20 protein-coding genes are annotated in these 19,841 nt (G+C 72.8%); 8 read left to right on the forward strand and 12 right to left on the reverse strand.

Annotated elements, in window-relative coordinates; genetic code table 11:
* Position 1 precedes the first annotated feature (1 nt).
* The 4 genes from ABD932_RS29135 to ABD932_RS29150 all read right to left on the reverse strand — a co-directional run bounded on the left by ABD932_RS29135 (position 2) and on the right by ABD932_RS29150 (position 4,190).
* Positions 2 to 2,332 (reverse strand): SpoIIE family protein phosphatase, encoded by a 2,331-nt coding sequence (locus ABD932_RS29135; protein WP_345017096.1) that lies wholly within the window; start codon positions 2,330 to 2,332, stop codon positions 2 to 4.
* 106 nt (positions 2,333 to 2,438) lie between these two features.
* A complete protein-coding gene (locus ABD932_RS29140; RefSeq protein ID WP_345016985.1) occupies positions 2,439 to 2,897 on the reverse strand; it encodes a peroxiredoxin in 459 nt (152 codons plus the stop codon).
* Entirely contained in the window at positions 2,894 to 3,274 is a 381-nt protein-coding gene (locus ABD932_RS29145; RefSeq protein ID WP_345016987.1) for a DoxX family protein, read from the reverse strand. Before ABD932_RS29145 ends, ABD932_RS29140 begins: the two co-directional genes overlap by 4 nt.
* 73 nt (positions 3,275 to 3,347) lie before the next feature.
* Positions 3,348 to 4,190: an AraC family transcriptional regulator gene (locus tag ABD932_RS29150; protein ID WP_345016989.1), complete on the reverse strand. Its 843-nt coding sequence runs from the start codon at positions 4,188 to 4,190 to the stop codon at positions 3,348 to 3,350.
* 53 nt (positions 4,191 to 4,243) lie between these two features.
* Here ABD932_RS29150 and ABD932_RS29155 point away from each other — a divergent pair, with 53 nt between their 5' ends.
* The gene (locus tag ABD932_RS29155) at positions 4,244 to 5,443 is read left to right on the forward strand and encodes an MFS transporter (protein WP_345016991.1); all 1,200 of its coding nucleotides are present in this window, start codon (positions 4,244 to 4,246) and stop codon (positions 5,441 to 5,443) included.
* Positions 5,444 to 5,461: 18 nt separating this feature from the next.
* Here ABD932_RS29155 and ABD932_RS29160 read toward each other — a convergent pair whose 3' ends face one another.
* The 6 genes from ABD932_RS29160 to ABD932_RS29185 form a co-directional block, all read right to left on the reverse strand.
* Positions 5,462 to 5,992 (reverse strand): MarR family winged helix-turn-helix transcriptional regulator, encoded by a 531-nt coding sequence (locus ABD932_RS29160; protein WP_345016993.1) that lies wholly within the window; start codon positions 5,990 to 5,992, stop codon positions 5,462 to 5,464.
* Positions 5,993 to 6,026: 34 nt separating this feature from the next.
* Complete coding sequence (locus ABD932_RS29165; RefSeq protein WP_345016995.1) at positions 6,027 to 7,205, reverse strand: NAD(P)/FAD-dependent oxidoreductase; 1,179 nt, start codon at positions 7,203 to 7,205, stop codon at positions 6,027 to 6,029.
* Entirely contained in the window at positions 7,202 to 7,396 is a 195-nt protein-coding gene (locus ABD932_RS29170) for a ferredoxin (RefSeq protein ID WP_345016997.1), read from the reverse strand. Before ABD932_RS29170 ends, ABD932_RS29165 begins: the two co-directional genes overlap by 4 nt.
* Before the next feature lie 59 nt (positions 7,397 to 7,455).
* Positions 7,456 to 8,688: a cytochrome P450 gene (locus ABD932_RS29175; RefSeq protein ID WP_345016999.1), complete on the reverse strand. Its 1,233-nt coding sequence runs from the start codon at positions 8,686 to 8,688 to the stop codon at positions 7,456 to 7,458.
* A gap of 248 nt (positions 8,689 to 8,936) precedes the next feature.
* Complete coding sequence (locus ABD932_RS29180) at positions 8,937 to 9,743, reverse strand: response regulator transcription factor (protein WP_345017001.1); 807 nt, start codon at positions 9,741 to 9,743, stop codon at positions 8,937 to 8,939.
* An 87-nt stretch (positions 9,744 to 9,830) separates the two neighbouring features.
* A complete protein-coding gene (locus ABD932_RS29185) occupies positions 9,831 to 10,481 on the reverse strand; it encodes a TetR/AcrR family transcriptional regulator (RefSeq protein ID WP_345017003.1) in 651 nt (216 codons plus the stop codon).
* 187 nt (positions 10,482 to 10,668) lie between these two features.
* Between ABD932_RS29185 and ABD932_RS29190 the strand changes: the two genes are divergently transcribed.
* The 5 genes from ABD932_RS29190 (at position 10,669) to ABD932_RS29210 (ending at position 15,772) form a co-directional block, all read left to right on the forward strand.
* Positions 10,669 to 11,823 (forward strand): sensor histidine kinase, encoded by a 1,155-nt coding sequence (locus ABD932_RS29190; protein ID WP_345017005.1) that lies wholly within the window; start codon positions 10,669 to 10,671, stop codon positions 11,821 to 11,823.
* A 150-nt stretch (positions 11,824 to 11,973) separates the two neighbouring features.
* The gene (locus ABD932_RS29195; protein WP_345017007.1) at positions 11,974 to 12,660 is read left to right on the forward strand and encodes a response regulator; all 687 of its coding nucleotides are present in this window, start codon (positions 11,974 to 11,976) and stop codon (positions 12,658 to 12,660) included.
* Between the two features lie 101 nt (positions 12,661 to 12,761).
* Positions 12,762 to 13,742 (forward strand): non-homologous end-joining DNA ligase, encoded by a 981-nt coding sequence (gene ligD, locus ABD932_RS29200; RefSeq protein WP_345017009.1) that lies wholly within the window; start codon positions 12,762 to 12,764, stop codon positions 13,740 to 13,742.
* A 162-nt stretch (positions 13,743 to 13,904) separates the two neighbouring features.
* Positions 13,905 to 14,660, forward strand: coding sequence for an NPP1 family protein (locus ABD932_RS29205; RefSeq protein ID WP_425587530.1), 756 nt, complete (start codon positions 13,905 to 13,907; stop codon positions 14,658 to 14,660).
* 95 nt (positions 14,661 to 14,755) lie between these two features.
* On the forward strand, positions 14,756 to 15,772 hold the full coding sequence (locus tag ABD932_RS29210; RefSeq protein ID WP_345017014.1) for a questin oxidase family protein: 1,017 nt from the start codon (positions 14,756 to 14,758) through the stop codon (positions 15,770 to 15,772).
* Here ABD932_RS29210 and ABD932_RS29215 read toward each other — a convergent pair.
* Positions 15,753 to 16,760 carry a DUF5937 family protein gene (locus ABD932_RS29215; protein WP_345017016.1) on the reverse strand — a complete coding sequence of 336 codons (1,008 nt, stop codon included), beginning with the start codon at positions 16,758 to 16,760 and terminating at the stop codon, positions 15,753 to 15,755. The genes ABD932_RS29210 and ABD932_RS29215 overlap by 20 nt on opposite strands.
* A gap of 131 nt (positions 16,761 to 16,891) precedes the next feature.
* Here ABD932_RS29215 and ABD932_RS29220 point away from each other — a divergent pair, with 131 nt between their 5' ends.
* Complete coding sequence (locus ABD932_RS29220; RefSeq protein WP_345017018.1) at positions 16,892 to 18,118, forward strand: MFS transporter; 1,227 nt, start codon at positions 16,892 to 16,894, stop codon at positions 18,116 to 18,118.
* Positions 18,119 to 18,135: 17 nt separating this feature from the next.
* On the forward strand, positions 18,136 to 19,071 hold the full coding sequence (gene hemC / locus ABD932_RS29225; protein ID WP_126398264.1) for a hydroxymethylbilane synthase: 936 nt from the start codon (positions 18,136 to 18,138) through the stop codon (positions 19,069 to 19,071).
* Between the two features lie 61 nt (positions 19,072 to 19,132).
* Here the strand turns inward: hemC and ABD932_RS29230 are convergent, their stop codons facing one another.
* Positions 19,133 to 19,654, reverse strand: a complete 522-nt coding sequence (locus ABD932_RS29230; RefSeq protein ID WP_345017022.1) for a hypothetical protein — start codon at positions 19,652 to 19,654, stop codon at positions 19,133 to 19,135.
* Positions 19,655 to 19,841 lie beyond the last annotated feature (187 nt).

Genomic DNA, 19,841 nt, shown 5'->3' on the forward strand with positions numbered 1-19,841 from the left:
GCTACGGCAGCGGCTGCTCGGCCCAGATCGTCTTGCCGCTGTCGGTCTGCCGGCTGCCCCAGCGCTGGGTGAGCTGGGCGACGAGCAGCAGCCCGCGGCCGCCCTCGTCGTAGGCGTGGGCCCGGCGCAGGTGGGGGGAGGTGGAACTGCCGTCGGAGACCTCGCAGATGAGGGTGCGGTCGCGGATCAGACGGAGCTGGATGGGCGGTGCGCCGTACCGGATGGCGTTGGTGACGAGTTCGCTGACGACGAGTTCGGTGACGAAGGCCGCCTCGTCCAGTCCCCATGTCGTCAGCTGCTCGGTGGCCGCCTGCCGGGTGGCCGCCACGTGTTCGGGGTCCGGCGTGACGTCCCAGGTGGCGATGCGGTCGGCGCCCAGGGCCCGGGTGCGGGCCAGCAGCAGGGCCACGTCGTCACTGGGGTCCTCCGGCAGCACGGCCTTGAGCACGCCGTCGCACAGGGCGTCGAGGCTCTCGGCGGGCGCGGTCAGCGCGCGGCACAGTTCGGCGGTGGCGTGGTCGATGTCGCGGTCGCGGTCCTCGATCAGGCCGTCGGTGTACAGGGCGACCAGGGAGCCCTCCGACAGCTCCACGTCCATGGCCTCGAAGGGCAGCCCGCCGACGCCGAGCGGGGGTCCCGCGTTCATCTCGACGACCTCTGTGCTGCCGTCGGGCAGGACGAGGACCGGCGGCGGATGGCCTGCGGCGGCCAGGGTGAGGTGGCGGGTGACGGGGTCGTAGACGGAGTACAGGCAGGTGGCGCCCAGTTCGGCGACCTCGTCGGTGTCGTCCCCGGCGAGGTGGGTGACCAGGTCGTCGAGGTGGGTGAGGAGTTCGTCGGGCGGCAGGTCCACGTCGGCGAGGGTGCGGACGGCCGTGCACAGGCGGCCCATGGTGGCCGACGACGGGATGCCGTGTCCGACCACGTCGCCGACGACGAGGGCGACCCGGCTGCCGGACAGCGGGATCACGTCGAACCAGTCGCCGCCGATGCCGGCCTGCGAACCGGACGGCCGATAACGGTGGGCCACCTCTACGGCCGCCTGTCCGGACAGCCCCCGGGGCAGCAGGTTGTGCTGCAGGGAAAGCGCGGTGGTGCGCTCCCGGGCGAAGCGGCGGGCGTTGTCGACACAGACGGCGGCCCGGCTGGCGAGTTCCTCGACGAACACGGCGTCGTCGGCGACGTAGTCGTCCGACTGCCTGATGCGCACGACCACGGCCACACCGAGCGTGGTACCGCGGGCGCGCAGCGGCACCGCCATCATCGAGTGGGCCCCCACGCGGTGGCGTCGGCCGGCCGGGGCCCGGGAGTTGCGTTCCTGGATCCACCGCATGAACGCCGGCTCGCCCGCCTGGCTCTGGATCACCCGGCTCTCCAGGATCGCCCGGGCCGGCGGCGAGAACGGCGGGTAGTAGTCCACCTCGCCGAGGTGCACGGCCGCTTCCGGGGTGCCCTCGGTGCCGGAGCCGTGGGCGACGCGGCGCAGGGCGATGTCCGTGCCGGACAGCGCCGGCGGCTCCTCCGCGCCCAGCACCCAGTCGAACAGGTCCACGCTGGCGAAGTCGGCGAACCGGGGCACCACGACCCCGACCAGCTCCTCGGCGGTGCGCACCACGTCCAGGGTGGTGCCGATGGCGGCGGCCGCCTCGTTCAGCAGGGCCAGCCGCTGCCGCGCCCAGTACTGGTCGGAGCTGTCGAATGCCGCCAGTGCCGTTCCCACGACGTCGCCGGAGGTGCCCCGTACCGGCCACATCTCGATGCTCCAGGCGTGCTCCCGGTTCAGCGCCGGGGCCCCGGTGAAGCTCTCGTAGCGGACCGGCCTGCCCGTCTCGGCGACCTGGCGCAGATGCCAGTGGAAGCCGCGGCTGTGCTCGGCGTCCTCCACGGTCTCCGGCAAGTGCCGGCCGATCAGGACGTCCTCCGGTACACCCATGACCTGGCAGGCGGCGTCGTTGAGCCGTAGGTAGCGCTGCTGGGTGTCGAAGACGGACATCGACATCGACGCCTGCTGGAAGGCCCGCTCGGCCAGGGTCGGCTCCGGCGTGCCGGGCGGTTCGCCGGTGATCATGTATCCGTCGGGTGCGCCGTCCTCGCCCAGGACGGCGTGCGCGCGCAGGGCGAGGGGTACCTCCGAGCCGTCCCGGTGGCGCAGGACGACGGTGCCGGTCAGCACGGCCACGGCCTCGGGCGGTGGTTCCTCGGCGAGCAGGTCCCGTGCGGGCCGTCCCACGACTTCTTCGGCCGTGCGGCCCGTGAGCCGCCGGGCACCTTCGCTCCACCCCTTGACCACACCCTGGGCATCGAGGATCGCCGCAGCGGAGACGCGCTCCATGTCGTCCAGCATGAGTCCTACGCCGCAGTGCATCAACCGCGACGCCCGTGCGGTCACACCCGCGACGCCACGGCACTCGCGGGCGCCGCCCCGCGCGAGCGTCCGCTCACTTGCGCAGCGCGGCGAGGGCCCGGTCGGCGTGGGTGTTCATGCGCAGTTCGCTGCGGACGACCTCCAGGACCGTGCGGTCCTGCCCTATGACGAAGGTGACCCGTTTGGTGGGCGCCAGGGAGAAGCCGCGCGCGACACCGAACACCTCCCGGACCGCCCCGTCGGCATCGGACAGCAGGGTCATGCCGAGCGTGTGCCGGTCGGCGAACTCCTGCTGGCGTTCGACCGCGTCCCCGCTGATGCCCACGGGCCGTGCGCCGACGGCGGCGAACTCCGCGGCGAGATCACGGAAGTGGCAGGCCTCCGCGGTGCAGCCCGGGGTGAGGGCGGCGGGGTAGAAGAAGAGGACCACCGGTCCCTCGGCGAGCAGCTCGGTGAGGCTGCGGGAGGCGCCGGTCTCGTCCGGCAGCGCGAAGTCCTCGACCTTGTCGCCGACCTTCAGCTGTGCGCTCATGCCCGGCCCTCCGTGTTCTTCGCGACGTTGCGGGCCCACAGCACGAGCGGGATCTGCAGCGGCAGGCGGCCGAAGGCGGCGGCCTTCTGCGGGGCGGGGCGGTGCCGCCAGTCGGCGGCCATCTTCACGTTCGCGGGGAACACGCCGACGAAGAAGGCGGCGGTGGCCAGCGCGGCGGCCTTGCGGGTGCGCGGCAGCGCGAGACCGGCCGCCAGCGCGAGTTCGGCGGCGCCACTGGCGTACGTCCAGGTCCGGGCCGTGCCCGGCAGGGCGCTCGGCACGGTCTCGTCGAACCGGCGTGGGGCGGCGAAGTGGGCGACTCCCGCGGTGGCCAGCAGGCCGGCGAGCAGCAGGGGCGAGCGTTCGGACCGGGGCACGGATCCTCCTTGGATGTCCTGCCGCCGGATGCTACCGGAGGGTAGATCACGGCTCGCCACCCGCCCCGGCCGGTCACCCGCCCTGCTCCGTGCGGCGGTTGTGGGTTCCGGGCGTGTAGCCGAAGGAGCGGCGGAAGACGTCGATGAAGGCGCTGGCGGAGGACCAGCCGCAGCGGTGGGCGACGGTCGTGACGGGCATGTCCTCGGCGAGCAGGCGCAGCGCGTGGCAGAGGCGCGACTGGGTGCGCCACTGCGGGAAGGTCATGCCGAACTCGTGGCGGAAGAGCCGACTGAGCGTGCGCTCGCCCGCTCCGGTCGCGGCGCCGAGGGCGGCGAGGGTGCGGGAGTCGGCGGGGTCGGCGTGGACGAGCGCGCAGACCGCGGCCAGGCGTGGATCGGTGGGGGTGGGCAGGCGCAGGGGTTGCTGGGGCGAGGCGCGCAGTTGGTCGCGCAGGACGGCGAGCAGACGGCGGCGCTCGGGGCTGTCGTCGTCGGGGTCGCGGGTGTAGGCGAGGATCAGCTCGCGCAGCAGCGGGCCGACGGCGAGGACGGTGGGGGCGTCCAGGCCGAGCGAAGCGAGATGGGGGTACCCCCGGACGGAGTCTGGGGGAGGGTTGTCGGTGGCCGGCAGGCCGACCAGGTGCAGGTCGAGGTGGCCGTGGGCGCGATGCGCGTGCGCGGTGCCCGCCGGGACCCAGATGGCACGGTTGCCCGGTGCGAACCAGGTGCCGGCTTCGGTGGTGACGGCGAGGACACCGGAACCCGCGTAGACGATCTGGTGGTCGTCGTGCCGGTGCGCGTCGATGCGCTCGCCGGCGGCGAGGATCTGGGCGCGGGTCGGGGCGGTCGGCGTGTGGCGAATGTTCCCCTGGCTGATGTTCCTGTGGCTGATGTTCCTGTGGCGGATGTTCGACACAGTTCGGCAGATTATCGAAAGCGGGCCATGGCCGGGCCCGCGACGATCGCAGGGTGTCCACGAAACGCAACCGAGCCATCACCCTGCTGTCCCTGGGTCACGCCTGTGTCGACGTGTACCAGGGCGCCGTGGCGGCGCTCGTCCCGTACTTCGTCGCCGAGCGCGCCTACGGCTACGCCGCCGCCTCGGGCGTCGTCCTCGCCGCGTCCCTGCTGTCGTCGGTGGTGCAGCCGCTGTTCGGGGCGCTGACCGACCGCTGGGCGATGCCGAGGCTGCTGCCGCTCAGCGCGTTGACGGGCGGTGCCGGGGTCGCGTTGAGCGGGGTCATGGAGTCCTACGCGCTCACGCTGGCGGTGGTGGCCGTGTCGGGGGTCGGCGTCGCCGCGTACCACCCGGAGGCGGCCCGAGCGGCCCGCGACGCCGCGCACGGCAGCCATACGGCGATGGGCTGGTTCTCCCTCGGCGGCAACGTCGGCTTCGCCCTCGCACCGCTGCTGGTGGCGTCGGTGGCGGCCACCGGAGGCCTGGGCGCCTCTCCCCTGCTGATCGTCCCGGCCGTCGCGGGGGCGGCGCTGTGCGCGGCGGCGGTGCGCTCGGCCGGAAGCCGAGGAGGGACCGCAGACCGGAGCGAGGTCGCCGGGTGCGACGACTGGGGTTCGTTCCTGCGGCTGTCCGGGGCCGTCGTGTGCCGGTCGATCGTGTTCGTCGGGCTGAGCGCGTTCGTCTCGCTGTACGTCCGTCAGCGGACCGGAGGCGGGGACGTGGCCGGTACGGCCGCACTGTGCGTGCTGTACGTCGGCGGTGCGGTGGGCACCGTGGCCGGAGGGCGGCTCGCCGACCGGTACGGGCGGCTCGCGGTCGTACGCCATGCGTATGTGCTGACGGTGCTCGCGGTGGCCGGAGTGATCCTCGTGCCCGGCCCGCCGGTGTATCTGTTCGTCGCGCTGACGTCGGCCGGCCTGTATGTCCCGTTCTCGCTGCACATCACGCTCGGCCAGGACTATCTGCCCCGGCGGGTGGGGACGGCGAGCGGCGTGACGCTCGGCCTGACCGTGAGTGTGGGCGGTCTCGCCGCCCCGTTGATCGGCGCGCTGGCCGACGCCACCTCGCTGCTGACGGCCCTTCTTCCGCTGATCGCCCTGCCGGCGCTGGGCCGGCTGCTGCTGTGCGGGCTGCGGGAGCCGACGGCGCCGGGACGGGCGGCACCGGCTCCCGGCCCGTCCGGCGATCGCCCTCGCGCGACCTCGGCGTGAACCGCGCGAGGGGATGCCTCAGACGGTCCCGGCCGGTGCCGTCTGCTGCGGTTCGCTGTCCTCGTCGATGGCGTGGGCGAGGAAGTCGTCGACCATGCGGTGGAAGAGCGTGGCCAGCTGACGCAGCTCCTCCGGCGTCCAGTCGGCCAGGGCGAGCTGCATACCGCGGGCGCCCGCGTCACGGACCCGGGCGATGGCCTGCCGGCCGGCCTCGGTGAGCTCGATGCGCTGGGCGCGGCGGTCCTGCGGGTCCGGGACGCGGGAGACGTACCCGGACTTCTGCAGCTGCTGCACCGTGCGCGTGACGTGCGAGGCCTCCACACCGAGCCGGTTGGCCAGCTCCCCGGGGCGCAGCGGTTCGGAGTCGGCGACCTGGCGCAGCAGCGCCACGGCGGCCCGGTCCAGCGGCACGCCGGCCAGAGCCATCAGCCGCTCGTGCTGCCGGGCCCGCGTGCTCAGGTAGGTGATCCGGGTGAGCGCGCGCTCTATCTCGACCACTTCCGGGGACGCGGGCATGGCGGGGAGTTCGGGGAGCGGTGGTGTGGACATGGGAGCCACTTTACCATCTCGTTGCGTAACTCAACTAATTTGCCACCTCGGCTGCTCCCACCGCCTCCCGCCAGTTCACGCCGGACGCGATCGCCTGGCGCCACTGCCGGATCGCCTTGGGCGGCATGCCGATCGCCAGCGCGCCGGTCAGCCGGTCGCCGGTGCGGTACGCCGCGACGAACCGGCGCTCGCCCAGGTCGCCCTCCACCACGGCGACCTCGTCGTGCCCGCGCAGATACCCGTACGCCTGGATCTTCATGTCGTACTGGTCGGACCAGAAGTACGGCACCGGCGCGAACGGCTTGCGGGCGTCGGGGGCGAGGAGGTTTCGCGCGGCCGCCATGCCCTGCTCGGCGGCGTTCGTACGGTGCTCGATCCGCATCGGCACCCCGAACAGCGGGTTGTACCAGCGGGCGACGTCACCGGCGGCGTACACGTTCCGTGCGGCCTGGCAGTACTCGTCGCACACCACGCCGTCGCCGACGGTGAGTCCGCTGCCCTGCAGCCAGTCGGTGTTGGGCCGTGAGCCGACCGCGACCAACACCTCGTCGGCCTCGACCAGTTCGCCGTCGGCGAGCCGTACGCCGTCCCCGGTCACCTCGGCCACGGTGGCCCCGCAGCGCAGGTTCACGCCTCGCTCCAGGTGAGCGCGGGTCAGCACCTCGCCGACCTCCGTGCCGACGGCGTGGGCCAGCGGCACCGGGGCGGGTTCGAGGAGCGTGACCTCGCAGCCGAGCCGCCAGGCGACGGCGGCGGCCTCGGCCCCGAGGAACCCGGCACCGACCACCACCAGCCGCCGGCCCGGCGTCAACCGGTCCCGCAGCCGCACCGCGTCGTCCAGGGTGCGCAGCACATGCCCGCCCTCCCCGGGCAGCCGGCGCGGCCGCACGCCGGTGGCCACGATCAGCCCGTCGTACGGCACCGTCGAGCCGTCGGCCAGCTCCACCGCGGCGTCGGTGAGGCGCAGGTCGGTGGCGGCCACGCCGAGGCGCAGGTCGAGGTCGAGCCCGACCAGGTCGTCGGGGGTGCGCAGGGCCAGCCGGTCGGGCTCCCACTCGGCGGCCAGCACCTGCTTGGACAGGGGCGGTCGGTCGTACGGGGCGAGCGGTTCGTCGCCGACGAGGGTGAGCGTGCCGTCGTAGCCCTGGCGGCGGAGCGTCTCGGCCGCGGCGAGCCCCGCGGCCGAGGCGCCCACGACGACGATGCGCCTCACTGGTCGACCAGCCGAATCGCGGCGGCCGGGCAGATCGCGACGGCCTCGCGGACGCCGTCGAGGTGTACGGCGGCGGGCTGCTCGTCGAGCAGGATCGCGATGCCGTCGTCGTCCTGGTCGAACACGTCCATGGCGGCCAGCACGCACTGCCCGGACGCGACGCACTTGTCTGCTTCCAGCTCCACCTTCATGGTCGGATTCCCTTCGTCATACGTGGTTGTCGGTCGGTTCTGCGGATGGTGGGGAGCGGTCACCAGGTCACGGGCAGTTCGTGCACGCCGTAGATGAACGCGTCGGTCTTGAACCGAACGTCTTCCAGCGCGCACGCGAGCTTCAGCGTCGGGATGCGCTTGTAGAGGGTGCCGTAGACGACCTGGAGCTCCATCCGGGCCAGCGGCTGGCCGAGGCACTGGTGGACGCCGAAGCCGAAAGCGACGTGGCGGCGGGCGTCGCGGGTGATGTCCAGACGGTCGGGGTCGGCGAAGACCTCGGGGTCGCGGTTGCCGATCTCGTTGACCATGATCACGCCCTCGCCGGCCTTGATCACCTGGTCGCCGATCTCGATGTCCTCGGTGACCGCCCGGCGCCGGCCGAGGTGGGTGATGTGCAGATAGCGCAGGAGTTCCTCGACCGCGGAGGCGACGAGTTTCGGGTCGTCGCTCTCGCGCAGCAGGGCGAGCTGGTCGGGGTGCTCGAGGAGGGCGAGCGTGCCGAGCGCGATCATGTTGGCGGTGGTCTCGTGGCCCGCGATCAGCAGGAGCAGCGCCATCTCGGTCGCCTGCTGGTGGGTGAGTTCACCGGCGGTGATGCGCCCGGCGATGCTCGACAGCAGGTCGTCCTTCGGCTCGGCGATCCGCTTGCCCAGGAGTCCGGCCAGGTAGCCGGCCACCTCACGGCTCGCCGCGCCCCGCTCCTCGGGCGTGGCGGTCGTGCGGACCATGGTCTTGGTGTGCTCCTGGAAGAAGTCGTGCTCCTCGTACGGCACTCCCAGCAGCTCGCAGATGACCAGCGAGGGGATCGGCAGCGCGAACACGTCCACCAGGTCCACCGGGCCGGGAGCGGCCAGCATGTCGTCGATCAGGCCGTCCACGATGCGCTGCACGGCGGGCCGCAGCGCCTCGACCTTCTTGACGGCGAACGGCGCCGTCACCATCCGGCGCAGCCGGGCGTGTTCGGGGTCGTCCATCATGATGAAGCTGAGCTTGCCCTCACCCGCCTCGGGGCTGGCCTTGGTCGGGTAGCCGGGCTGGTCGGTGTCGGCGCTGACGCGTGGGTCGCCCAGGATGGCCCGCTGCTCGGTGTACCGGGTCACGAGCCAGGGCTCACTGCCGTCCCACAGCCGCACCTTGGTGAGCGGCCCCTGTTCCTGCAGGTCCTTGAGCGCGGACGGCGGGTCGAAGGGGCAGCGGGACTGCCGGGGCATCGGGAACTCGGGGACGGCGTCCTGCGCTTCGGGCGCGGTGCCGGTCACGGTGTCGGCCATGGTGCTCCTCGGTCGTGGGGGGGGGTGGGGGGATCGGCCTCGATGAGCACATGCGAACAGAGGGGTCTGACGCCTTCCGGTCAGTTTCCTGACAGGAGACTGACGTGACCCAGATCACAGCAAGGAGCTTAACTGGCCTTTATGGCAGGCAGGTTGAGGAGGCCTTCGACTGCCCGAGCCGGGTTCACCCCATGACGAAGGGCGCCCCGAGCCATTCCCGGTGACGCCCTCGTTTGCATCGCTGCGGGTCACGAATCGACGTCGGCCCGCCCCAGCCAGTACCCGAAACCCCGGCGCGTGTGGATCAGCGCCGGCCCGTCCCGGTCGACCTTGCGGCGCAGGCGGGAGACGAGTTGCTCGATCGCGTTGTCGCCGCGGTGGTCGCCCCAGACGTAGCGGCCGATCTGCTCCTTGGACAGCACCCGGTGCGCGTTGACCAGGAGATGGCGCAGCAGCCGGTACTCCGCGGGCGTGAGGTCGAGGGCCCGCGTCCCGCGCGTCGCCCGGCACACGGTGTCGTCGAGGACGAGGTCGCCGTACTGCAGTGGATTGCCCCTGGACGGACCCGGGCGGGTGCCGCGGAGGAGGACCTGGATCCTGGTGAGGACTTCGGCCACCCGGAACGGCTTGGTGACGTAGTCCCGCTCCCCCAGGCCGAGTTCGGGTACGAGCCGGTGCAGCGAGTCGTACTCGGTGAGGAGCAGGACGGGCGGGCGGTGCGGGAGGGTGGGGCGGCGTTCCCGGCCGAAGTTCGCCATGTCCGGCAGGGTGGTGTCGAAGACCACCAGGTCGAAGTGGTGCTCGGTGACCCTTGCCAGCGCCTCGGCACCGGTGCCGCTGAGGCTGATCCGGTAGCCCGCCAACTCCAGGGTGGTCGAGAGCAGTTCGGCGAGGTCGGGTTCGCCGGCGACGATCAGGACATGCTGGCCGGCGCCGCGGGCGAGGGCGGCTCGGTCGGGGGCGGCGGGGTTGCGGGCGGGGTTGTCACGGGTGGCGCCGTCCGCCGAACGACGAAGGGCGCCGTCCACAGGCAGGGCCGTCTGCCGAGGGCTCATAACCCGCCCTGTCCGGCGCCGCCGCGGCGGCCTTGGCCGAGAGTCGTTTGCACGGTCGTACTCCTTCGTACTCCTTGTGCGGGGGCGTCAGCGGCCCGGGGTGACAGGTGCCAGCCACATGCCGACGACCGCGTCGGCGAGGCCCGTGGCGGCGTCGTCCCAGCTGGACCGTGGGGTGGGGGTGTGCTCGGCGAGCGCGCGTTCGCGTTCGGCGGCCACGTGGACGATCAGGTGGCGGACCATCTCGCCGCGTTCGGCGCGGACCTCGGCCGGGAGGTCGGGCAGGCACCGGTTCAGGCCTTCGATGATCTTCTGGAGCGACGGGGCGGTGAGGGCCTCCTCGACCATGATCCGGTGCAGGGCCGGATCCGAGACGACCTGCGCGCAGAACCGCGCGTACCAGGTGGGGCTGCCGAGCGCGGCGAGGTGTTCGAGCGCCGGGCGGACCAGGCAGTCCACCCAGCCGCGTACGTCGTCGGGGTCGGTCAGGTCGGCGACCAGGCGGGCGCGGATCTCCTCGATGCGCACGGCGTGCTTGCGGGCGATGGCGCGGACCAGGTCGGCCTTGGTGCCGAAGTGGTAGCCGACCGCCGTGTTGTTGCCCTGTCCTGCGGCCTCGCTGACCTGGCGGTTGGACACCGCGTACACGCCGTGTTCGGCGAAGAGCCGCTCGGCCGCGGTCAGGAGCAGCTCCCGGGTCGCGCTGACCTGCTCCTCCCGCAGGGTCCTGCCTGCCATGATCACCACCGCACCGGGACTTCACCGATTCCCCGTGACGGCCAGTCCCTCGAGCCGTCGCGGATGCGCACACCTACAATCTAAGTCACCTGATTGAAAGAGCGTGAACATGGTGGAGCGGGCTACACCTGCACCCCGGGTGCCCGCACCCCCGCGCGCGGAGCCAGGACCGCCCAGCGTGCTGGGCATGCGGGCGACGGTGCGACAGGCCGGGCGTGCGACGGTCCATCTGGCGGTGGCCGCCGCGATGGCCTTCGGGATGTATCTCTTCGTCACGGTGCTGCTGATCACCGCCATCGGGACGGTCGCGGTGATCGGTTGCTGGCTGCTGCCCGAGACGGTGCTGCTCGTCCGGCGGATCGCCGGGGCCAAGCGGCGCCTGACCGCCGCCCGGACGGGGCGGGAGATCCCCGAGGCGTACCGGGTGATCGAGGGACCGCTGACCGAGCGGCTGCGGACGGCCGTACGGGATCCCGGCACGCTCACCGATCTGCGCTGGATGGCCGCCTACTACGTGTACGGCGCGCTGGTCTTCCTCGCTCTGCCGCTGTGGCCGCTCGGGCTCGTCGTCGACGGCGTGGGGTGCGGCCTGCTGCGCCGCCGGGCCGTCGTCCTGCCGTGGATCGTACGCCTTGCGGACCTGGAGGCCGGCTGGTCGACCGCGCTGCTGCGCCCGTCCCCGAAGGCGCTGCTGGCGGCGCGGGTCGAGCAGTTGAGCGCGACACGGGCCGACGCGATCGCCGCCCACGGCGCCGAACTGCGCCGTATCGAGCGCGACCTGCACGACGGCGCGCAGGCCCGCCTGGTCGCCCTGTCGATGCGGATCGGGCTGGCCAAACGCGCCTACGACCGTGACCCCGACGCCGCCCGCAAGCTGCTGGACGACGCCCAGGACCAGGCCGAGCAGGCGCTGGCGGAGCTGCGGCAGGTGGTGCGCGGTATCCATCCGCCGATCCTCACCGACCGCGGCCTGGTCGGCGCCGTGCGCGCGCTGGCCGCCGGCAGCGGGCTGCGCGTCACGGTGGACGTGGCGGGGCTGGAGGACGACGGGCCGAGGGCGCCCGCGGCGGTGGAGGCGGCGGCCTACTTCGTGGTGGCCGAGGCGCTCACCAACGCCGCCAAGCACAGCGGCTCGCCGAAGGCCACGGTGCGGATCGCCCGTATGCGGCGCGGCATCCGGGTCGAGGTGGCCGACGAGGGCCACGGCGGGGCGGACGAATCGAGCGGCTCGGGGCTGCTGGGGATGCGCCGCCGGGTCGCGGCGCTCGACGGTACGGTGCGGATGTCCAGCCCGGTCGGCGGGCCGACGGTCGTCGAGGTGGAGCTGCCGTGCGTCTGGTGAGGACGGGCCCCGCTCCCCCTCGGGGATGACCTTGCCCGTGGCGCGTACTGCGTTCCGAGTACCGGCGAATGTCGGCATACGTACGACGACGTGCCGCGCCGTTCCCTGGAAGCTGTACCCGACCGCTCCGGAACCGGAAGAACCCCGCTCATGACGATCCGTGTACTGCTCGCCGACGACCAGGCCCTGCTGCGGGCCACCTTCCGGATCCTGATCGACTCCTGCGCGGACATGGAGGTGGTCGGCGAGGCCACCGACGGCGCCGAGGCCGTCGACCTCGCCCGGGCCCACCGTCCCGACCTGGTCCTGATGGACATCCGCATGCCCGGCACCGACGGGCTGGCCGCCACGTCCGCGATCTGCGCCGACCCCGACCTCGTGGCGGTGCGGGTGCTGATCCTCACCACGTTCGAGATCGACGAGTACGTGGCGCAGGCGCTGCGGGCCGGGGCGAGCGGCTTCCTCGGCAAGGACGTCACCGCGGACGTGCTGCTCGACGGCATCCGGACCGTGGCGGCCGGCGAGTCCCTGCTCTCCCCCACCGCTACCCGGACGCTGATCACCCGGTTCCTGGCCTCGCCGGCCGAGAGCTCGCAGTCGGCCGCGCCCGAGGACCTCGCCGCCCTGACCGCCCGCGAACGGGAGGTCATGGCCTGGGTGGCCGAGGGCCACTCCAACGAGGAGATCGCCGAGAAGCTCTTCGTCAGCCCGCTGACGGTGCGCACCCACGTCCACCGTGCCATGACGAAGCTGGGCGCCCGCGACCGCGCCCAACTCGTCGTGATGGCCTACCAGTCGGGTCTGGTGCGGGCCGTGCCGCCGAACCCGGACCGCTGAGGTCACACCGACCCTCCGGCGGAGCGGCGCGTCGGCCGCCGTTCAGGGGAAAACGGCGGCCGGGGCGCGTGGTGGTGGGCGGAGCCGTCGACAACTGACCCGTGAGCCTGCCGCTGATCCCTCCCATGCTCGCCACGCCCGGCACCCTGCCGTCCGCCGCGCAGGACGCGCGCTGGGCGTACGAGACCAAGCAGGACGGCCAGCGCGCGGTCGTCTATCTGGACGGGCACGGCGGCCTGCTGCTGCGCGCCCGCTCCGGCGAGGACATCACGGCGGCCTACCCCGAACTGCGGCCGCTCGGCGGCGCGCTGGGCGCCACGCCCGCCGTCCTGGACGGTGAGATCCTCGCGCTGGACGAACAGGGGCGCGCCGACTTCCAGTTGCTGCAGTCCCGGATGGGTCTGGCGCACGCACCGGAGCGGGCCGCGCGGATGGCGGCCCGGACGCCCGTCCATCTGGTGCTGTTCGACGTGATGCACCTGGCGGGCCGCTCCCTCGTCCCGCTGCCCTACACGCGGCGCCGTGGCCGGCTGGAGGCGCTGGGCCTCGCCGGGCCGTACTGGTCGACGCCGGCCGCGCTGGTCGGACACGGCGCCCAGGCCCTGCAGGCGACGCGGGAGCACGGCCTGGAGGGGCTGGTGTGCAAGCGGCTGGACTCGGTGTACGAGCCCGGGGTGCGCTCCCGCGCCTGGATCAAGATCCGCAACATGCGCACCGAGGACGTCGTCGTCGGAGGCTGGCTGCCCGGCAAGGGGCGGCTCACCGGCCTCCCGGGCTCGGTGCTGGTCGGCCAGCGCGCGGCGGGGCGGCTGCGGTACGTCGGCAATGTGGGCACCGGCTGGAGCGAGGCCGAGCGGACGCAACTGGCCGAACTGCTGCGGGCGTCCGAGACGGACGTCTGCCCCTTCGACCCCGCCCCGCGCGTGGCGGGCGCGCACTGGGTGCGGCCCCAACTGGTCGGAGAGGTCCGCTACAGCGTGCGCACCCGCTCGGGGCTGCTGCGCCAGCCGTCCTGGCTGCGGCTGAGGCCCGATCTCACACCGGAGGAGTCGGCGGCCGACCTCCCGGACGACAGCGCCTGACACACAGGTTCGCGCCAAGTGTTGCGCTGATCGTTACCGCTGGTACGTACGTGGCCCTTGGCACGGAAGTGAAAAGCCAGGATCCTGAACTGCCCTTCCCCCCACAGCCGTTGGCTGCGCCCGAATCAGGAGGAGGACGCAGTGTCGTCCCAGACGTCCCGCATGCACCGAAAGCGTTGGATCACCGGTCTGGCCGGTGCCGCCGCTCTCGTCATCGCCTTCCCCAGCACCGCCCTCGCCGCCCCGCCCGCGGCGCTCCCCGCCAACGCCGAGGCGGCCGAGCAGACGTACCAGCCCGCCTACGACTACGACACGGACGGCTGCTACTCCACGCCCGCCATCGGACCTGACGGAACCGTCAACGGCGGCCTGAACCCGACCGGTTCGCTCAGCGGCGACTGCCGTGACGCCTCGGACCTCGACAACACCAACGGCTACTCGCGCTACAAGTGCAACAACGGCTGGTGCGCCTACATGTACGGCCTGTACTTCGAGAAGGACCAGGCGATAGCGAACAGCAGCATCGGCGGGCACCGGCACGACTGGGAGCACGTGGTGGTGTGGGTGCAGAACAACGCGGTGCAGTACGTCTCGACGTCCAACCACGGCTCGTTCACCATCAGCCCCGCGTCGTCGGTGCGCTTCGACGGCACGCACGCGAAGATCGTGTACCACAAGGACGGCGTCAGCACGCACTGCTTCCGCCTGGCCAACTCGGGTGACGAGCCGCCGGAGAACCACAAGGGCACGTGGCAGTACCCGCCGCTGGTCGGCTGGAACGGCTACCCGTCGGGCGTGCGCGACAAGCTGGTCGCGTACAACTTCGGCAGCGCCAACTTCGGCCTGAAGGACGCCAACTTCGCGAACCACCTGGCGTCGGCGAAGCCCTCGGGGATCGCGTTCGACCCCAACGCCTGACCCGGCATCGGGCGCGGGACCTAGGACCCCGTCATCCAGGGCTTCCGTCCCGCGCCCGATCCCGACACCCCCGCGTGCGGCATACCGTCCGGTTCATGGCCATCACCGACACGAGCGGACAGCTCGAAGAAGCCCTGGAACGCGTCCACGCATCCGGCCCGGAACGGGACGGCTGGCTGTCCAACCACGCCCCCATGGTCGTCGAGGCCCTCGCCGCGCACGGTCACGCGGGGGCCGTCCACCACTGGCTGGACCTCTACCGCGACCGGCTGGAGGACTTCCCGGACCGCGTCGCCCCCGTCACCGACGACAACTGGGCCTCGGCGCTGGGCGATCCGCGCCGCATCACCGACTGGACCGACCACTATTCCCGCACACTCGCCGACCGCCCCTGGAGGAGCGTGCTCGCCGAGTGGTGGCCGCGCCTGCTGCCCGGGATGTACGGCGGCGCCACGCACACGGTCATCCGGGTCGGCCACGCCGTACGCGCCCTCCAGGCCGGCGAGAACGCGCCACGGCTCACCGAACTCGCCCACGCGCTGGGCTACTGGGCCGCCCGCCACCAGCCGATCGCCGGCGTCGCCGCGCTGCCGGGCGCGCCGACCGCCACCGAGGCCCTGGACGCCGTACCGGCGATCGAGCCGGGACACCTGGGATTCCGTACCCGTCTGGCCGCTGTGCGCCGACTGCCCGTCTGGGCCGGCGACGTGGCCGACCCGGACACCGCGAAGGACCGCCTCGCCGAGCTCGTCCGAGCCGCGACCCACCGCTACGCCACCCACGGCCACGGCGAGCCCACCATGCTCGTCCACGCGGCCACGGCACCCAACGCCGTCCTGCGCACCCTCGACGCGCTCCCCCGCGAGCTGTGGGCCCCGAGCCTGCGCGCGGCCTGGACGGCGTCCGCGGCCGTGACGGCGATGTACGGGCCCGTGGAACCGGTCGCCCATGTGCCACCGGCGCGGCTGACGGCCGAGGAAGTCCTGGAGAAGGCCCTCGCCCACGGGGACGAACACGTCATCAAGCTCGCCGACACCGCCCTCGACGTCGGTGACGAACCCGCCCTCGCGGCCGCGCTGCGGGCGGTCGAGCTCAGCGAGCCTCTGGTGTGACGTCCCCGTCGGCCAGGGCGTCGCCCAGGGCCGTTCGCCCGTACAGCACGGAGTGCCCCTGACGCCGGGACACCAAGAGGCCTGCCTCCCGCAGGACCGAGAGATGGGCCGACACGGTCGAGGGGGCCAGGCTGTGGCGGCGGGCCAGCTCCGTCGTCGAGGACGGGGTGGTGAGGCCGGCCAGGACGGCCGCGCGCTGTTGGCCGAGCAGCCGGGCTAGCGCCTGCGGCGGGCGGGGCACGAGGGTGGTGTGGAGGCGGCCCATACCTCGCGCGGGGTAGATGACCGTCGGCTGCCAGGGCCGCGCGAAGCCGCTCACCACGTCCGGCCACACGAACACGCTCGGCATGAGCAACACGCCTCTGCCGTCCGGGTGTTGGGCGTCCGGCACATCGCCGTACCTGCGCAGGGTGAGGGTGTGGCCGGCCCAGTCCACGGCCGGATGCAGACCGGTGAGCAGCGCGTCGAGGCCACCGTCGGCCGCCGCGCGCGAGCGGTGCGCGATGTCCGCCTCGAGCACGGCACGGTGACGCGGCCAGTCCGGGGCGAGGAGGGCGTGCCAGGCCCGTTCGGTGAGGTCGGCCAGGCGCCGCACGGTGGCTGCGGGATCGTCGAGGGCGGCACGCCCCTGCGGTGACTCGGCGAGCCCGGGGCGGCAGGCCAGTGAGCGGGTCATCTCCGCGTGGGCCAGGGCCGGGTCGGTGGCGCGCATGCGGGCCAGTTCGTCGTCGAAGGAGGGATACGGCTCCTGCGGGGGCGCGCCGAGGAAGTCCGGGGTGTAGCCGCCCGGGGGTGGGACGAACAGCCACAGCGGTGACAGGTCGAGACCGGCCACCGTACGGCGTACGCGACGCAGCCAGCCTTGGTGGTAGCCGTGCCGGGACGGTCGGCGGAGCATGCGCAGGGCTTCGTGGGTCTGGCACAGCGGGGAGATCGCGAACCGGCAGCGCGTGAGGTCGGCGGTGCCGAGGTGCAGGGCGAGCGGCATGGCGTCCCCCGTTGTGAGCGGCGATTCGTCCCGGTCCGAGGCAGAGAGATTCGTCCTCGACCGAAAGAGTAGAGGCGCCCGCCCCGCCCCTGCACGCTTGCCCCGACTTCCCCTGTCGGAAAGGCGGTTGGATGGGCAGCGTAGGTCCTGCATCCTGGCGGCGTGCCGCCGTCGTCGCGGCGCTGATGCTGACGGCGTTCACCTTCAACACCACCGAGAACCTGCCGGTCGGGCTGCTCGGGCTCATGGCGGACGACCTGCGGGTGTCGCTCGCGGCCGTGGGCGCCCTGGTCACCGGGTACGGCCTGACGGTGGCCGTCGTGTCGCTGCCCCTCGCCCATGTCACCCGGGCCGTGCCGCGCCGGTATCTGCTCGCGGGGCTGTTGGGGCTGCTCGCCGTGGCGAGTTGGGTGTCGGCGCTGGACGGGGTGACGTACGGGGTGCTGCTGGCCGCGCGGGTGGCCACGGCACTGGCGCAGGCGGTGTTCTGGGCGGTGATGGGGCCTGTCGCGGTCGGCCTGTTCCCGTCGGAGCGCCGGGGGCGGATCATCGGGCTGCTGTCGGTCGGCGGTTCCCTTGCCACGGTGGCCGGGGTTCCGGCCGGGACCTGGCTGGGCGGGCACACCGGCTGGCGGACGCCGTTCGTGCTGCTCGGCGTGCTGGCCCTGGTCTCGCTCGTGGTCATCGGCGTGCTGCTGCCGTCGTCCCGCCCGGAGGACGGCCACGCCGCGTACGGCGCGGCCCCCGACCGGCGCGGGTTCGCCGTCGTCCTGACCGTCACGGCCCTGTCGGTGACAGGTGCCTTCGCCGGGTTCACCTATGTCGTCGCCTTCCTCGAGGAGGTGAGCGGATTCGGGGAGGATGCGGTGAGTGCCGTGCTGTTCGCGTTCGGCGGGGCGGCGCTGGCCGGGGTGATGGTGGCCGGGCCGCTCCTCGACCGGTATCCGCGTGCCACGCTGACCGTGCCGGTGGCGGCCCAGGCGGTGGCGCTGCTGGGCCTCTGGGCGACGGGTCACGTCCCGGCGTTGAGCGTCGTGCTGCTCATGCTGCTGGGCGCCTCGGTCGCGCCCGCCTTCATGGCGACGCAGAGCCGGGTGCTCCAGGTGGCGCCGGGCCGCACCGAGACGGCCCTCGCGGCCAACTCGGCCGCCTACAACGTGGGCATCGCCGCCGGTGCGCTGCTCGGCGGCGCGCTGCTGTCCGTGGTCGGGGTGCGCGGCACGTTCCTGGTCGGAGGGCTGCTGACGGTGAGCGCCCTCGCGGTGCTGGGCCTTGCGGTGCGGGCGGCCGGGGAGGACGGCGCGCGGGGCAAGGGCGGGGCGGGAATGGGGCGGTACCGTGCGGACGCGGGGTTGTGACGGTCTATCGTGTCCGCATGTCCGTCCCTGAACTGATCCGTATCGTCTCCCGCGACTCGCCGATGGCGCTCGCCCAAGTGGAGCGCGTCCGCGCCGAGTTGGCGGCCTTGCATCCCGGTGTGCGCACCGAGGTCGTGCCGGTGAAGACGACCGGTGACAAGTGGATGGGCGATCTGTCCCAGGTCGAGGGCAAGGGAGCGTTCACCAAGGAAGTGGACGCGGCGCTGCTGGCGGGCGAGGCCGATCTCGCCGTGCACTGCGTCAAGGACATCCCCGCCGACCGGCCGCTGCCCGCCGGCACGACGTTCGCCGCGTTCCTCAAGCGGGACGACATCCGGGACGCCCTCATCCACCCGGACGGCCGCACGCTGGACGAGCTGCCGGCCGGGACTCGGATCGGCACTTCCTCGGTGCGCCGCGTCGCCCAACTGGCCGCCACTCACCCGCACCTTCAGTGCGTGCCGTTCCGCGGCAACGCCAACCGGCGGCTGGAGAAGCTGGCCGCGGGTGAGGCGGACGCACTGCTTCTGGCGGTGGCCGGCCTCGAACGCATCGACCGGACGGACGTGATCAGCGAGGTCCTCTCCCCCGAGGTGATGATGCCGCCCATCGGCGCAGGCATCCTCGCGCTGCAGTGCCGGGAGGGCGACACCGACCTCATCGACGCGGTCAGCGGCCTCGGCGACCCGGACACCTACCGGGAGGCCACGGCCGAGCGCATGTTCCTGCACGTCCTGCAGGGGCACTGCAACAGCCCGATCGCCGGGTACGCGCGCGTGGACCGCGGCGGCGAGCTCTCACTGCGGGCCTGTGTGTTCACCCCGGACGGCAAGACGCGGCTGAACGCCCACGAGTGGGCGGGCCGACTGGACCCGGCCACGCTCGGTACGTCGGTGGCGGTCGCGCTGCTGCGGCAGGGCGCCCGCGAGATCATCGACGGCATCCCGCACTGACACGCCCGGCCCCCGAGGGCGCTCGCGCGTCAGGCGGCGCCCACACGGAGGGGCTCGCGCGTCAGGCGGTGCCCTCTTCGGCCTGGTCCCGCAGGAAGTTGCTCACCTGGAGCGCGAGACCGTCCCGCAAGGTGGCGGCGTGGGCGCCGACGGCACCCTCCTGCAGGCCGAGACCGCCGGTCCACAGCCGGCGGTCGGCCCACTCCTCCTCGACGCGCAGCTGGATCTGCACGTCGACCTGGCTCAGGCTCGCCTCCGGGCCCGCGGCGTACAGCACGGCGGTGGCCCGGCGCAGCGGATAGACGTCGAAGCCCTCGATGAACTGCGAGTTGCGCCAGTCGATGAACGCGGCCTCGCCGTCGCCGCCGATCCGCACGTCGATCTGGCCGTCCTCGAGGTGGATGCCGAGGTGCCTCTCGCCGCGGTTCTCGACGGTGACACGGACCCTGAAGTACGTGAGGCCTTCGGCGGCGTCGTCCCGTCCGCGCGGCGGCTCGGCGGCTTCCAGGCGGTGGACGCGGACACGCAGACCGGCATGCTCGTCGTACTCGTGCCAGTCCCCGACCACGTTCGGCTCGTACACAATCCACCTCTCGACCCAGAGAGCTGCTTCCTATCTTTGCGCTCAGTGCACTGTCAAATGAGCAGAATGCGCAGTGGCCAGCCCATTCGCCCCCTTGATCACCGATCAAGCCGTGGGCAGGCAGAATCCGCTTTCTGGTCCGGCGGCCGTGTTCACCCACGTGCCGCACATCACGTTCCACGACAAG

It is taken from the genome of Streptomyces shaanxiensis (assembly GCF_039537145.1).
In the GTDB taxonomy this organism is placed as follows: domain Bacteria; phylum Actinomycetota; class Actinomycetes; order Streptomycetales; family Streptomycetaceae; genus Streptomyces; species Streptomyces shaanxiensis.